This window comes from Aeromonas simiae (genome assembly GCF_014892695.1).
GTDB classification, from domain to species: Bacteria; Pseudomonadota; Gammaproteobacteria; order Enterobacterales; family Aeromonadaceae; genus Aeromonas; species Aeromonas simiae.
This window is the reverse complement of record NZ_CP040449.1, coordinates 311,722-325,498: the sequence shown is the minus strand read 5'-3', so window position 1 is coordinate 325,498 and position 13,777 is coordinate 311,722. Positions and strand designations below refer to the sequence as shown.

General features: G+C 64.3%; 14 protein-coding genes. 8 read left to right on the top strand and 6 right to left on the bottom strand.

Translation table 11 applies throughout. The annotated features are described in order from the left end of the window. Window positions 1-31: 31 nt before the first annotated feature. The 3 genes from FE240_RS01535 to bfd all read right to left on the bottom strand — a co-directional run bounded on the left by FE240_RS01535 (window position 32) and on the right by bfd (window position 2,223). Window positions 32-1,192 carry a trans-sulfuration enzyme family protein gene (locus tag FE240_RS01535; protein ID WP_193003106.1) on the bottom strand — a complete coding sequence of 387 codons (1,161 nt, stop codon included), beginning with the start codon at window positions 1,190-1,192 and terminating at the stop codon, window positions 32-34. Window positions 1,193-1,494: 302 nt separating this feature from the next. After that, window positions 1,495-1,974 (bottom strand): bacterioferritin, encoded by a 480-nt coding sequence (gene bfr, locus FE240_RS01530; protein ID WP_193003105.1) that lies wholly within the window; start codon window positions 1,972-1,974, stop codon window positions 1,495-1,497. Between the two features lie 57 nt (window positions 1,975-2,031). Then, on the bottom strand, window positions 2,032-2,223 hold the full coding sequence (gene bfd, locus FE240_RS01525; RefSeq protein WP_193003104.1) for a bacterioferritin-associated ferredoxin: 192 nt from the start codon (window positions 2,221-2,223) through the stop codon (window positions 2,032-2,034). Window positions 2,224-2,357: 134 nt separating this feature from the next. On the opposite strand from bfd, the gene FE240_RS01520 reads away from it, so the two are divergent. From FE240_RS01520 to FE240_RS01485, 8 genes are all read left to right on the top strand, one after another. Continuing rightward, the gene (locus FE240_RS01520) at window positions 2,358-2,663 is read left to right on the top strand and encodes an HlyU family transcriptional regulator (RefSeq protein WP_193003103.1); all 306 of its coding nucleotides are present in this window, start codon (window positions 2,358-2,360) and stop codon (window positions 2,661-2,663) included. Further along, entirely contained in the window at window positions 2,660-4,666 is a 2,007-nt protein-coding gene (locus tag FE240_RS01515) for a tRNA(Met) cytidine acetyltransferase TmcA (RefSeq protein WP_193003102.1), read from the top strand. Before FE240_RS01520 ends, FE240_RS01515 begins: the two co-directional genes overlap by 4 nt. A 174-nt stretch (window positions 4,667-4,840) precedes the next feature. Beyond that, on the top strand, window positions 4,841-5,833 hold the full coding sequence (locus FE240_RS01510) for a chemotaxis protein (RefSeq protein WP_193003101.1): 993 nt from the start codon (window positions 4,841-4,843) through the stop codon (window positions 5,831-5,833). Between the two features lie 167 nt (window positions 5,834-6,000). Next, entirely contained in the window at window positions 6,001-7,044 is a 1,044-nt protein-coding gene (locus FE240_RS01505) for a GMP reductase (RefSeq protein WP_193003100.1), read from the top strand. Window positions 7,045-7,110: 66 nt separating this feature from the next. Then, a complete protein-coding gene (gene earP / locus FE240_RS01500; RefSeq protein WP_193003099.1) occupies window positions 7,111-8,241 on the top strand; it encodes an elongation factor P maturation arginine rhamnosyltransferase EarP in 1,131 nt (376 codons plus the stop codon). 46 nt (window positions 8,242-8,287) lie between these two features. Continuing rightward, window positions 8,288-8,854 carry an elongation factor P gene (gene efp / locus FE240_RS01495; protein ID WP_042046127.1) on the top strand — a complete coding sequence of 189 codons (567 nt, stop codon included), beginning with the start codon at window positions 8,288-8,290 and terminating at the stop codon, window positions 8,852-8,854. 215 nt (window positions 8,855-9,069) lie between these two features. Then, window positions 9,070-10,206: an alpha/beta hydrolase family protein gene (locus tag FE240_RS01490; protein WP_226798932.1), complete on the top strand. Its 1,137-nt coding sequence runs from the start codon at window positions 9,070-9,072 to the stop codon at window positions 10,204-10,206. 44 nt (window positions 10,207-10,250) lie between these two features. Continuing rightward, entirely contained in the window at window positions 10,251-11,204 is a 954-nt protein-coding gene (locus FE240_RS01485; protein WP_193003098.1) for a D-2-hydroxyacid dehydrogenase, read from the top strand. A 52-nt stretch (window positions 11,205-11,256) separates the two neighbouring features. Here the strand turns inward: FE240_RS01485 and djlA are convergent, their stop codons facing one another. Genes djlA through FE240_RS01470 form a run of 3 tightly spaced genes read right to left on the bottom strand, consistent with a single transcriptional unit; the run spans window position 11,257 to window position 13,757 of the window. After that, entirely contained in the window at window positions 11,257-12,093 is an 837-nt protein-coding gene (djlA, locus tag FE240_RS01480) for a co-chaperone DjlA (RefSeq protein WP_193003097.1), read from the bottom strand. A 6-nt stretch (window positions 12,094-12,099) separates the two neighbouring features. Beyond that, complete coding sequence (gene murU, locus FE240_RS01475; protein WP_193003096.1) at window positions 12,100-12,774, bottom strand: N-acetylmuramate alpha-1-phosphate uridylyltransferase MurU; 675 nt, start codon at window positions 12,772-12,774, stop codon at window positions 12,100-12,102. Further along, complete coding sequence (locus FE240_RS01470) at window positions 12,771-13,757, bottom strand: aminoglycoside phosphotransferase family protein (protein WP_193003095.1); 987 nt, start codon at window positions 13,755-13,757, stop codon at window positions 12,771-12,773. Before FE240_RS01470 ends, murU begins: the two co-directional genes overlap by 4 nt. Between the last annotated feature and the right edge of the window lie 20 nt (window positions 13,758-13,777).

Genomic DNA, 13,777 nt, shown 5'->3' with positions numbered 1-13,777 from the left:
GGGCTCCCACTCTTCTTGCTGAGGTATCGGCTCAATCGGCCAGAGCGGCCGCCAGATCGGCGATAAGATCGTCGGCATCCTCCACCCCGATGCTAAGGCGGATGAGATCGTCGCTGACGCCGGCCGCGCCACGGCTGGCCGCATCCATGGCGGCATGGGTGGTGCTGGCCGGGTGGCAAGCCAGACTCTCGAGATCGCCGAGGCTCACCGCCTGGGTAAACAGGCTCAGCCGATCGAGAAAGCGCGCCGCGCGATCAAAGCCCCCCTCAAGCTCGATGCTCACCATGCCGCCGAAGCCGCTCGCCACCGCGCCCAGCGTCTCGTGGCCGGGATGACCAGAAAGACCGGGGTAGATGACGCGCTGCACGACCGGGTGCTCCGCGAGAAACGCCGCCACCTTGCCGGCATTGTGCAGATGGGCATCCATGCGCAGGGGCAGGGTTTTGACCCCCCGTTGCAGCAGGTAGGCCTCCTGCGGGCCGATGGGGGAGCCGATGTGCTTGAGCGCCACGGTGCGCACCTGGCTCATCAGGGCCGCGCCCCCCGCCACCACCCCGGCGATGATGTCGCCGTGGCCGCCCAAGTACTTGGTGCCGCTGTGCATCACCAGATCGACCCCCAGCTCGAGCGGTCGCAGCAGATAGGGCGTCAGGAAGGTGTTGTCGCACACCGTGATGGCCCCAACCCGCCGGGCCGCCTCCACCACCAGCCGCGGATCGATCACCTTGAGGGTCGGGTTGGTGAGCGTCTCGAACAGCACCAGCTTGGTGCCGGGCTTGAGGTTGGCATGCAGCTCCCGATCGCTCTCGTAACCGGTCACCGTGACCCCAGCGCGGCTGAAGGTCTGCTTGAGGAAGGCCTCAGTGCCGCCGTAGAGCGGGCCTATGTAGGCGATCTCATCCCCCTGGCTGGTCAGGGCATAGAGAATGGCGCTCACCGCCGCCATGCCGCTCGCCACCACCAGCGCCTCGTCAGCCCCCTCCAGCGCTGCCAGTTTCTGCTCCAGCTCGGCGGTGGTCGGGTTGGCAAAGCGACTGTAGATGAAACCCGGGTTCTGGCCGCTAAAGCGGGCACGCCCCTCTTCGGCGGTGAAGTAGCTGAAGGTGCTGCTCTGGTAGAGCGGGGTGGTCAGTGCCCCGGTCTGGGGATCGAGGCGCTGACCGCTGTGTACGCTCATGGTCTTGAATTTCATGGTGTGGCTCCGAGGCTGACTGCCCCAAGCGGGGCCCGTTCTGATTGGGTGATATTACGATTCGAAATAAGAACCAGGAAACAACAAAAAATTCTTGGTTATAAGGCGTTAAAAAATTAAATTTCGTTCATTCAGCAAACTGCCGTTCATTAACGTCTCCTAAAAAGCATGATTCGCTCCCCCTCTCCCGTCCCCAGATCTGACGCGATAGTGCCAAAGAACAAACGTGGGTCCGAGGAGCAAGAAAGACAAAGAGCCCGTGATACACGGGCTCTTTGTTGCATCGAGATCCTGTTCTCACATCAGGATCCATCGCTGTGCAATTGGGATTGCTGATAGTTCTCCAGACCGATGCGATCGATGAGATCGAGCTGGGTCTCGAGCCAGTCGACATGCTCCTCTTCATCTTCGAGGATCTCCCGCAGCAGATCCCGGCTGATGTAATCTTGGATCGACTCGGCATAGTGGATCCCAGCCTTGAGATCCGGAATCGCCGCCAACTCGAGTTCGAGATCGCAGCGCAGCATCTCCTCCACATTCTCGCCGATACACAGCTTGCCGAGATCCTGCAGATTCGGCAGCCCCTCGAGAAACAGGATCCGCTTGACCAGCTCGTCGGCGTGCTTCATCTCGTCGATCGACTCGTGGTACTCCTTGTGACCAAGGCGCTTGAGCCCCCAGTCATCGAACATGCGGGCGTGCAGGAAATACTGGTTGATGGCGATCAGCTCGTTGCCAAGCGCCTTGTTGAGGTGAGTAATGATCTTGGTGTCGCCTTTCATGGATAACCCTCCCTGTCCATCCGACAAAGGATAGACAAGAAAGATGACCGCAGCGGATCAGGCGACTTCGTAATAGCGCGGCGGCTGGTCGAGTTCGCTGCGGATGATCTCTTGGGCCATGCGCACACACTTGCCACACTGGGAGCCGACCTCAAGCGCCTGCTTCAACTGGCGAAAATCATCCTTACCCGACTGAACGGCTTGGCGGATCTGGGTATCGGTGATGCCACGGCAAAGGCAGACGTACATGCTGGATGACCTCGATGGGGATGGAACAGCAAAAATGTAAATGAGAATGGTTAGCCACTCAAATAACGTTTAGGCATAAGTTGCTTGTCTCCCCCCTTCCCCTTGGGGAGAATGCGCTCAACACGGAGGATCCCATGCTGAAGAAACTGTTCACCGCCTTGTTTGGCTCCACAGCCAGCCCCCAAGCCCCGCAGGTAACCCCGACCGAGTACCAAGGCTACCTCATCTATCCCGAGCCCATGCCCGAGGGGGGACAGTTCCGTCTGGCTGGCCGCATCACCCGCGAGATCGAAGGTGAACTCAAGGAGCACCGCTTCATCCGCTCCGATCTCTTCGCCAACCCGAACGATGCCAGCGACTTCATGCTACGCAAGGCACAGACCTTTATCGACCAGACCGGGGACAAGATGTTCGAGCCGCGCCCAGGTCGCGGTGCATGACCCTGCGCCAGCAGCTGCGCCAAAGTGGTGAACGCCGCCTCGTCTGGCTCGAGGGGGATGAGCCGGAGTGCATCGCCCGCACCGAGTCGTGGTTGTGGGGCGAGATCTTCTGGCTGGGGGAAGGGCCTGCCTGCCATGGGCCGCTGCCGGCGGCCAAGGCGCTGCGTCGCCTCGGCCAGGAGTGCGACACCCTGGTGTTCAACGCCTTCAGCGGCTTTCATCCCGATGCCTTCGGCGCTCTGGCCGGCACTCTGCGCGCAGGTGGCCTGCTGATCCTGCTCTCGCCGCCACGGGAGCGCTGGCCGGCCTTCGCCGATCCGGATCGACTGCGTCTCGTGGCCGATCCAATTGATCTGCCGCGCTGCGGTCGCGGCTTTGTACAGCGACTTGCTGCATTGCTACCGGGGGATCCGGCTCTGGATCTACAACCCGCGCCGGCCGGCGATCCTTGGTTGCCGCTTGGCGATCAACACCGCTATACGGCGGATCAGGCCGCCGCCATCGCGGCGATCCGACAGGTGCTGCGCGGCCACCGCAAGCGGCCGCTGGTCTTGAGCGCCGATCGCGGCAGAGGCAAGAGCAGCGCATTGGGGCTGGCGGCACGGGCGCTGTTGGATGAGGATCCGTCGCTGCGGATCGGGGTGACGGCCCCCGCGCGCGCCACGGTTGATCCGCTCTTTGCCCACGCCGAGGCGGATCCCCGCCTATCGTTCTTCAGTCCGGATCACCTGCTCGACGAGCCCCGCGAGCTGGATCTGCTGCTGGTGGATGAGGCTGCCGCCATCCCTGCCGCCCTGCTGGAGGGGCTGCTCGGCCACTACCACCGCATCGTCTTTGCCACCACAGAGCATGGATATGAAGGCACCGGGCGCGGCTTTCACCTGCGCTTCAAACGCACCCTGGAGCGGCGTACCCCGGGCTGGCGCGAGCTGCACATGGACGACCCCGTGCGCTGGAGCCGGCGCGATCCGCTAGAGCCCCTGGTGCACCGCCTGCTGGCGCTCGACGCCACCCCAGCCGAGCCGACCCTAAGCACCGCCCCTGCGTGGCGCCGCATCAGTGCCACGGCACTGGCCGGTGACGAGCCCCTGCTCAACCAGGTATTCGGCCTGCTGGTGCTGGCCCACTACCAAACCAAACCGAGCGACCTGCGCACCCTGCTGGAAGCGCCGGATCTCGACATCCACCTGCTCGAGTCGGGCAGCAGCCTGCTCGGTGTGGCCCTGGTGGCCCATGAGGGGCCCATCGAGGGGGAGCTGGCCCAGGCCATCTGGGCCGGCCGACGCCGGCCTCGCGGCCAACTGTTGCCCCAGTCGCTGCTCGCCCACGCCGGATTTAGAAGCGCCGGAGAGCGCCGCTATGCCCGTATCATGCGCATCGCCATCCACCCCGTGCTGCACCGCCGCGGTCTGGGCCATACCCTGCTTGGTGCCCTGCGCGCTCACTACCACGCCGAGGGATTTGACTACCTCGGCACTGCCTTCTCAGCCGGTGAGGATCTGCTGCCGTTCTGGCGCGCCGCCGGTTTCTCGACCGTGCGCATCGGCTTGCAGCGGGACGCCGCGAGCGGCAGCCACGCGGTATTGATGCTGAACCCACTGTGGGAAGGGGTGGCCACTGAGCTGAACGAATGGCAGCGCCGCTTCCTGCTCACCCTGCCGGCCCAACTGGCCGGTGAGCTGCGCGCCATGGCGCCAAGTCAGCTCGCCTGGTGCCTGCCCGAGCACGTTAACGTGCCCGCCCTCGAGCCATGGGAGTGTGATGAACTGACCTGCTTTGCCCACCACCACAAACCCTTCGAGCTGTGTCAGGAAGCGCTACAGCGCTGGCTGCTCATCCATGCCGGTGAGCTGCATCGCTGGCCACCGGAGCAGCAGGCTCTGCTGATCGGTGCCATCTGGCAATACACCCCGTGGGAGACCTTGGCCCGGCGCCACCGCCTCGCCGGCAAGCCGGCACTGCTGACCCGGCTGCGCCAAATCATCGCGATGAGACTGGCTTGAATCCATCCCTTTAGCTCGGCTATCACATTGTTAAAAAAGCCTTTTTCTGACCCGAATCACAACTTACCGATACTCCGCTGGTCGAATCTCACCCGCTGCCGATAATCCGGTAAGTAGCGAAGCGACCGTCCACGGCGGTCGTGTAGTCAAGGATATGGTTGTTAGGGAGTGAGCATGAGTGAGAAAGGGAGCGGGATGCAGAGCGCGATCCTGACCGAAAGCGGCACCAATGAACTCGAGATCATCGAGTTCCACCTGCACAAACAGATGCCGGATGGCAGCAGCAAGACCGCCTACTACGGTATCAACGTCGCCAAGGTGCGCGAGGTGATCCGGGTGCCGGAGACCACCGATTACCCCAATGCCCAACCCCACATGGTGGGGGTCTTCTCCTTGCGTGATCGCCTGATCCCCATGGTGGATCTGGCCGGCTGGCTGCGGGTCAAGACCCGGCCGGATCAAGCCGGCAAGGTGGTGATCGTCACCGACTTCAACAACATGGCCAACGGCTTTCTGGTCGATAGCGTGAGCCGGATCCACCGAGTATCGTGGGAGGACGTGGAGTCCCCCAGCCAGTTTCTGGAGGCCGGAGAGAACGACTGTGTGGTGGCGGTGGTGCGCCGTGACGGCAACATCATCATGATCCTCGACTTCGAGAAGATCGTCGCCACCATCAACCCCGAACTCAGCATGGAGAAGTACGACGTCACCCAGGATCGGCGAGTCGCCTTCAACGATCGCATCGTGGCCCAGCGCGAGTCCAGAACCATACTGGTGGTCGATGACTCGGCCTTCATCCGCAAGTTGATCGAAAACACCCTGAGCACCGCCGGCTATCACGTCATCACCGCCAAGGACGGGGGCGACGCCCTGGAGATGCTGACCGACATCGAGGAGCATTCGCGGGCCGAGAACCAGCCGGTCAACACCTTCCTCAACGCCCTAGTGAGCGACGTGGAGATGCCGCGCATGGATGGCATGCACCTGCTCAAACGCCTGCGCGACAACCCGCTTTTCACCGCGCTGCCGATCGTGATGTTCTCGTCGCTGATGAGCGATGATAACCGCGCCAAGGCGCTGCAACTGGGGGCCAATGACACCATCACCAAGCCCGAACTGGGGCGCATGGTGGGGATGATCGACAGGATGGTAGGAATAGCCGAATGAAACCCTGAACGAATTCAGGTTATTAGAGCGACGATACCATATCCAGCGTTGCATTATCAGTCTTGCCGGGCGCGGTTTTCTGGCTAGACTGTGGTAAACCGGAGGCCATGAAAAACCGCCGGTTTTTTTGTGCCTGCCAACTACCAAACAGTTGAAAGGACCACGCAATGCGTATCGAAGAAGACCTGAAGCTCGGTTTCAAGGACGTTCTGTTCCGCCCCAAGCGCTCCACCCTCAAGAGTCGCTCTCAGGTCAATCTGACCCGCCAGTTCACCTTTAAACACTCCGGTACCCAGTGGCAGGGGGTGCCCGTGATCGCCGCCAACATGGACACGGTCGGCAGCTTCGCCATGGCCCGCGCCCTGGCCGGTTTCGAGATGTTGACCGCAGTGCACAAGCACTACAGCCTGGAGCAGTGGCAGCAGTTCGTGGCCCACAGCGACGAGTCGGTGCTGCGCCACGTCATGGTCTCTACCGGCACCTCGGAGGGGGATTTCACCAAGACCCGCGAAATCCTGGCCCTCTCCCCGGCGCTGCGCTTTATCTGCATCGACGTGGCCAACGGCTATGCCGAGCCCTTCGTCGCCTTCGTGAGCAAGATGCGCGAGGCCTGCCCTAACCACGTTATCGTGGCTGGCAACGTGGTGACCGGCGAGATGGTCGAGGAGCTGATCCTGGAGGGGGCCGACATCGTCAAGGTGGGCATAGGCCCCGGCTCGGTCTGCACCACCCGAGTCAAGACCGGGGTCGGCTACCCGCAGCTCTCCGCCATCATAGAGTGCGCCGACGCAGCCCACGGCCTCGGCGGCCAGATCATCGGCGACGGTGGCTGCACCTGCCCGGGCGATGTAGCCAAAGCCTTCGGTGGCGGCGCTGACTTCGTGATGCTGGGGGGCATGTTGGCCGCCCATGAGGAGTGCGGCGGCGAGCTGGTCGAGGTGGAAGGGGCCCCCTTCATGAAGTTCTACGGCATGAGCTCGTCGAGCGCGATGGACAAGCATGCCGGCGGCGTCGCCGGCTACCGCGCCTCCGAGGGGAAGACTGTGCTGCTCCCTTACCGTGGCCCAGTCGAGAACACGGTGCGCGACATCCTGGGTGGGGTGCGCTCCACCTGCACCTATGTGGGGGCGGCCCAGCTCAAGGAGCTGACCAAGCGCACCACCTTCATCCGGGTGCGCGAGCAAGAGAACAACGTCTACGGCAAGGAGTAACCCCGTAGAGTGACCCTGACCGGCGTGCTACCCTGCACGCCGGTTTTTTATTACCCGGGAGAGCCCATGCCCTTTGCCTTCGACATCTTCTGTACCGTGGTCGACAACTTCGGCGATATCGGCGTCACCTGGCGGCTGGCGCGCCAGTTGCACGACGAGGGGCATGGCCCGGTGCGCCTGTGGGTCGACGATCTGACGAGTTTTTCCCGCATCTGCCCGGCCATCGATCCGGCGCGCGAGACCCAGTGCGAGCAGGGGATCACCATACAGCACTGGCACGCCGAGGCCGATCGCGAGCCGGCCCGCGTGGTCATCGAGGCATTCGCCTGCGAGCTGCCCGCCCCCTACAAGGCGCGCATGCAGGCCATGAGCCCTCCACCAGCCTGGATCAACCTCGAATACCTCTCGGCTGAGGCCTGGGTCGAGGGGTGCCATGCCCTCCCCTCGCCCCAGGGGCGGCTCAACAAATACTTCTTCTTTCCGGGCTTTACCGAGCGCACAGGGGGCCTGCTCTGCGAGCGGGATCTACTGGCGCAGCGCGCTGCCTGGCAGGCGGATCAGGCGGGCCTTGCCGCCTACTGGGCGAGCCTGGGTCTTGCGCCCTCCGCGCCGGGGGAGCTTCGCATCAGCCTGTTTGCCTACGAAAGCGCGGCCGTGGCGTCACTGATCGATGCATGGCGACAGGGCCCACACCAGGTCACCCTGCTGGTTCCGGTCGGACGCGCCCTGCCCCAAGTGCTGGCCGCACTCGGGATCGAGGCGGCCCAACCGGGCGATCGCATCCAAGATGGGGCGCTCACGGTCGCCGTGCTGCCGATGACCGATCAGGCCGGCTACGATCGCCTGCTCTGGTCGTGCGATCTCAATATCGTGCGCGGCGAAGACTCCTTCGTGCGCGCCCAGTGGGCCGCCCGCCCCTTCCTCTGGCACATCTACCCGCAGGAGGAGGATTACCACCTGGTCAAGCTGGAGGCCTTCCTCGCGCGCTATCTGGCTCCGCTGCCGGCGCCCCAAGCCAGCTGGGTGCAGGCCATGATGCTGGCTCTTAACCAGGGGGAATCGTGCAAGGATCTCTGGCAAAAATGGGAGCAATACCGGGAAATCTGGGGCGAACATGCCACACAATGGCCCCGAGACCTGATCGCCGGCGGCGATCTCGTCACTCGGTTAGTGAAATTTTTGGAAACGAAGATATAATCTGGCAGTTTTTATCCGTCCGTTTCACGAACAGGAAATTTTTTACATGAAAACCGCACAGGAAATCCGCGCTGGTAACGTGGTCATGGTCGGCACCGAGCCCATGGTGGTTCAGAAGACCGAGTTCAACAAATCCGGCCGTAACGCCGCCGTGGTTAAGATGAAGCTGAAGGGTCTGCTGACCGGCAGCGCCGCCGAGCCCGTCTTCAAGGCTGACGAGAAGATGGAAGTGGTCATGCTGGAGCGCAAGGAGTGCACCTACTCCTACTTCGCCGATCCCATGTATGTCTTCATGGACACTGACTACAACCAGTACGACGTGGAGAAGGACAACCTGGGCGACGTGCTGAACTACCTGGTAGACGGCATGGAAGACCCCTGCGAAGTGACCTTCTACAACGAGAAGGCCATCTCCGTCGAACTGCCGACCACCATCGTACGTGAAGTTGAGTACACCGAGCCGGCCGCCCGTGGCGACACCTCCGGCAAGGTCACCAAGCCGGCCCGTCTGGTTGGTACTGGCTTCGAGCTGTCTGTTGCCGCCTTCGTGGAAATCGGTGACAAGATCGAAATCGACACCCGTACCGGTGAGTTCAAGCGTCGCATCTCCTGATGCGGGTTTGACCCCAGTCGATAAAAAAGCGAGCCACCGGCTCGCTTTTTTGTTGCCCGTTGAGTGCCCACGCCAAACCTTCTCCCCCTCCTCCCCGCAGCCCGAATCGATAACCCCGGTAGCAAGAGAAGCCCGGGGCAATAAAAGCATCGCGCTATCGGGCCAAGCTCAAGAAGATCGGATCATGGCCGCTATAGGATGCGCTGGAGGACCCCATGCCCTTTCATCTCTTTCTGCTTCTGACTCTGTTGCTCAACACGGCGCAGGCCGCCGATACGCCCTCCGACGCCGAGAGCACGGCCCCCGCCGCCCCTTCCGCCGCCAGCGGCAGCGAACCTGCGCCGACCAATGCCCCCTCCGGCGCCGAGAGCACGGCCCCTGCCACGCCTTCCGCCGCCAGCGGCAGCGAACCTGCGCCGGCCAATGCCCCCTCCGGCGCCGAGAACACGGCCCCTGCCCCCCCTTCTGCCGCCAGCGGCAGCGAACCTGCGCTGGCCAATGCCCCCTCCGGCGCCGAGAACACGGCCCCTGCCTCCCCTTCCGCCGCCAGCGGCAGCGAACCCGCGCCAACCAATGCCCCCTCCGGCGCCGAGAGCACAGCCCCTGCCGATGACGAAGAGGGCGACGCCGCAGGGAACGAAGCGGCCCCTCCCAGCGCCCCGGTGCCCCCTTTGCCAGCCACTCCGGATGATCGCACGCTGCGCCAGGACTGGCTGCGCACCCCGGTCAGCAAGCAGCTTGAGCAAGATCAGGTGCTGTTTGCCGAGCACAGGGGGGAGCACTACCTGGGCCTGGTGCTACTGCTGCCCGAGTGGCAGGGCAGTGCCACCCTGTGGCAACTCTCCCCCGCCCTCACCACCATGGGGTTCGACACCCTGCTGCTGCTGCCCCACTCCAAGCAGGGGGCCCTCAATCCGGCCGACGAGAAAAAGAGCAAGCTGCGCGATGATTTCCGCCACTACCTGAGCGATCGGATCACCCGCCTGAGCGAGGCCAAGCTGCAAGAGGGGGGCTTTCGCCTGATCCTGGCCCAGGGCTCGGCCGCCGCCTGGGTCAGTAACCTCATCGCCAGCGAGCAGCTACCGGCCCCCGACGCCTTGGTGCTGCTCGATGCCGCCTTCCCCGACTCCGCCGCCAACCTGGTGCTGGCACGCGATGTGGTTCGGGCCCCTACCCCCGTACTGGATCTCTACCGGGAGGAGGGCTCACTCTGGTCACGCTCGGCCGCCGAGGCCCGCCGCATCGAGAGCAAGCGCAGCAGCAAGCTCGATTATCGCCCCTACGCCCTAGCCGACACGGAGGAGATCCCGGGCCAGTTGCAGGGGTGGCTGCATCACCTCGGCTGGCTCTGAGGCCCCCTCCTTGGCATGATGGAGCCTCACCCCAAGGAGGCTCCATGCAGATCGTCTTTCTCGACCGCGACACCCTGGCACCCTCGGTGCGGCTCGGCCGCCCCGCCTGCGCCCACACCTGGATCGAATACCCGACCACGACGCCGGCTCAGGTGGTCGAACGGCTGCAAGGGGCCAGCGTGGCCATCGTCAACAAGGTGCGGCTCGGCGCCGCCGAACTGGCCGCCTTGCCTGCGCTACGGCTGATCGTGCTGGCCGCCACGGGATCTGACAATGTCGATCTGGCGGCCTGCCGCGAGCGCGGCATCCGGGTCTGTAACGTGCAGGGTTACGCCGGCCCCTCGGTACCCGAGCATGCCCTGGCCCTGATGCTGGCGCTGGCGCGCAACCTCAAGGGATGGCAGCTTTCGCTGGCCGCCGGCCGCTGGCAGGAGAGCGGCCGCTTCTGCTTCTTCGATCACGGCATCATGGATCTGGCAGGACGCCAGCTCGGCATCATAGGGCGCGGTACCATAGGCCGGGATCTGGGTCGCCGAGCCGAGGCGCTCGGCCTAACCGTGCGCTACGCCACCAGCTTGCGTGGCGGCGAGCCGACCCCGGATCGCCTGCCGCTTGGCGAACTGCTGCAAAGCTCGGACATCCTCAGCCTGCACTGCCCGCTCACCGAGCAGACCCGCCACCTCATCGGCGCCGCCGAGTTGGCCGCCATGAAGCCGGGCGCCCTGCTGATCAACGTGGGGCGAGGCGGGCTGGTCGACGAGCAGGCGCTGCTGGCGGCACTGCGCAGTGGCCACCTCGGCGGTGCCGGCTTCGATGTGGCCAGCCAGGAGCCGCCCCCGGCGGATCACCCGCTGATGCAGGCGCTCGCCCTGCCCAACTTCATCCTCACCCCTCATGTGGCCTGGGCCAGCGCCGGCGCCATGCAGCGCCTCGCCGATCAGGTCATCGAGAACATCGACGCCTTCACCGCCGGCACGCCACTGCGCCAGCTAGTGTGAAGGGATAAAAAAAGACCACCCTGGGGTGGTCTTTTTCGTGGTGGACGGGCGTCTAGCGAATACCGCGCACCTCGCGGATCATCTCCCATGCGCTCTGGATCTCCTGAGCCTTCTGCTTGGCCATCTCCATCATCTCGGGGGGCAGCCCCTTCGCGGCCAGCTTGTCCGGGTGGTGTTTGGCCATCTCCTTGCGGTAGGCCTTCTTGACCTCCTGATCCGAATCGCCCTCACTCACCCCGAGCAACTGGTAGGCATCTTTGAGCCGATCGCGCGGCGGCTCGCGGCTGGCCTGTTGGCCGCCCCACCCCTGCTGCTGGCTACCGCTACGGGATCCACCGTCCCGGTAGAAGTGCATCTGCGCCTCCGCCATGGCCAGGATCCGCTCCAGCTCGAAGCGGCTAAAGCCGAGCTCTTCGGCCACGATCTGCAAGATCTGGCGCTCCTCAGGCGGCACCTTGCCGTCGGCGAAGGCGGCCTGCAACTGCACCTCGAGGAAGAAGCGCAGGATGTCGCGCTGCCCCATGCAGGCCTCGCGAAACTCAGCCAGGGTGGCGCGCAGGGGGAAGTCCCCCGCCTTGCCCTGACGAAAGGAGTCCTGGGCGCGGGCGCGCAGATCACCGGTCAGGCGCATCCGATCCATCAGGTTGGAGGCGACCCGGATCTCGCTCTCGGTCACCTGGCCGCTCGCCTTGGCGATGTGCCCCATCACCGCGAAAGTGGCGTGGAAGAAGATGGCCTGTTGCTGCTCGGAAGGGCGGCGGCGAAAGCCCGCCTGCAACCCCATGCCGGTGTCGAAGCGATGGCCGATCCACAGGCCGATCACCAGACCGAAGACATTGCCGAGCAGAAAACCAAAGAAGGCGCCGAGCACCTTGCCCCAGATACGCATGAGAAGTTACCTCGCGGCCCCACGGGCCCGCAGTTCGCTGTCGAGTTGGGCCAGCCGCTCGGGCGTGCCAATATCGCGCCAATCCCCTTTCAGGTGGCTGCCACCGACCCGGCCATCCGCCATCCATTCGCGCAGCAGCGGCGCCAGCTTGCGCGCCCCCGGCGCCAGACCGGCAAAGGCGGCCGGGTGATAGAGTGCAACTCCGCTGAAGGTAAGACCGGGTCGGTCAATGACCCGCTCTCCCAACAACGAGAAGTCGCCGTGCGGATGTTGGGGCGGGTTGTCCACCAGCCAGAGGTGGGCCAAATCCTCACCCAGCGGCTGGTGGATGAGGGGGGCATAATCCAGATCGAGCCAGGTATCGCCGTTGAGCACCAGAAACGGCGCGTCGCCAAGCAGGGGCAGGGCCTGCACTATGCCGCCGGCAGTTTCCAGCGCGCTTGGCTCTGCCGACCATGCAATGCGAACCCCGAGGGCTGCGCCATCCCCAAGCGCCTCGACCAGCTTGTGGCCAAGCCAAGCGTGGTTGATGACCAGCTCAGTGATGCCGGCCGAGCGCAGCCGTTCGATGTGGTGCACGATGAGGGGTTTGCCGCCCACCGCCAGCAGCGGCTTGGGCAGGCTATCGGTGAGCGGGCGCATCCGCTCGCCGCGCCCGGCCGCCAGGATCATCGCCTTCATGGGCGCGCCTCCGGCAAGGCCGGCAACACGCGGCGCGTGAGCCAGTGACCGAACTCGACCAGCTCGCCATAGCGCTCACACACCTCGACCACATAATCGAGGGTGCGCGGGATGTCCTTGAGGTAGCCGGACTTGCCGTCTCTGTGGTGCAGCCTGGCGAAGATGCCGGCCGCCTTGAGGTGGCGCTGCATGCCGGTGAGATCGGCTTGGCGGCGGAAGGTAGCGTAGTCGGTCGCCCCGAGCAGACCGGCCTGCCCCAATACCGAGAAGCCTTGCTGCATCCCCTCTTCGATCACCGCATCCGGCCAGCGCACGTAGCAGTCTTTAAGCAGGGAGACCAGATCGTAGGTAACCGGCCCCAGCACCATGTCCTGAAAGTCGATCACCGCCAGCTCGCCCTGCGCCGACTCGCCATACACCATCAGGTTGCGGCTGTGAAAGTCGCGGTGCATGACCCCTTGCACCTGCGCCAGGTTGTTGGCGGTGAGCTGCGCAAAGGTGCGGGCCAGCAGGGCCTGCTCCTCCTCCGACAGCGTCAACCCCAGGTGATGGCCGAGCAACCACTCCGGCAAAATGGCGTTCTCACGAGCCATGAAGGGCCCATCGAAGGGCTCGAGTTCGAGATCGACCTGCGCCAGGGCCGGCAGCAGGTCGATGGCGCGCCCATACCAGCTCCCCACGTTCTCTTCATTCAGCACACTGAGCAGCGCGGTGTCGCCAAGATCTGTCACGCACAGCAAGCCCTGCTCGTAGTCGACCCCCTTCACCTCGGGCGCCCGCACGCCGGCGGCCGCCAATGCCGCGGCATTGCGGACAAATTCACGGTTTTTTTCGGTACTTGGCGGGGCATCCACCCAGATGAGGCCGGCGCCGCGATAGTAGCGGCGAAAGCTGGCATCGCCAGAGATGAGGGTGAGCGTCAGGGCATCATCCGCCACCTGTTGGCGGGCCCATAAGGTGAGCAAAACTGCGCGATCATGCATGGGAACTAGAACCAGAATGG

Coding starts and splice junctions, on each gene's coding strand:
- FE240_RS01535 (WP_193003106.1), bottom strand. CDS start 1,192: ATGAAATTCAAGACCATGAGCGTACACAGCGGTCAGCGCCTCGATCCC.
- bfr (WP_193003105.1), bottom strand. CDS start 1,974: ATGAAAGGCGACACCAAGATCATTACTCACCTCAACAAGGCGCTTGGC.
- bfd (WP_193003104.1), bottom strand. CDS start 2,223: ATGTACGTCTGCCTTTGCCGTGGCATCACCGATACCCAGATCCGCCAA.
- FE240_RS01520 (WP_193003103.1), top strand. CDS start 2,358: ATGCTGAAGAAACTGTTCACCGCCTTGTTTGGCTCCACAGCCAGCCCC.
- FE240_RS01515 (WP_193003102.1), top strand. CDS start 2,660: ATGACCCTGCGCCAGCAGCTGCGCCAAAGTGGTGAACGCCGCCTCGTC.
- FE240_RS01510 (WP_193003101.1), top strand. CDS start 4,841: ATGAGTGAGAAAGGGAGCGGGATGCAGAGCGCGATCCTGACCGAAAGC.
- FE240_RS01505 (WP_193003100.1), top strand. CDS start 6,001: ATGCGTATCGAAGAAGACCTGAAGCTCGGTTTCAAGGACGTTCTGTTC.
- earP (WP_193003099.1), top strand. CDS start 7,111: ATGCCCTTTGCCTTCGACATCTTCTGTACCGTGGTCGACAACTTCGGC.
- efp (WP_042046127.1), top strand. CDS start 8,288: ATGAAAACCGCACAGGAAATCCGCGCTGGTAACGTGGTCATGGTCGGC.
- FE240_RS01490 (WP_226798932.1), top strand. CDS start 9,070: ATGCCCTTTCATCTCTTTCTGCTTCTGACTCTGTTGCTCAACACGGCG.
- FE240_RS01485 (WP_193003098.1), top strand. CDS start 10,251: ATGCAGATCGTCTTTCTCGACCGCGACACCCTGGCACCCTCGGTGCGG.
- djlA (WP_193003097.1), bottom strand. CDS start 12,093: ATGCGTATCTGGGGCAAGGTGCTCGGCGCCTTCTTTGGTTTTCTGCTC.
- murU (WP_193003096.1), bottom strand. CDS start 12,774: ATGAAGGCGATGATCCTGGCGGCCGGGCGCGGCGAGCGGATGCGCCCG.
- FE240_RS01470 (WP_193003095.1), bottom strand. CDS start 13,757: ATGCATGATCGCGCAGTTTTGCTCACCTTATGGGCCCGCCAACAGGTG.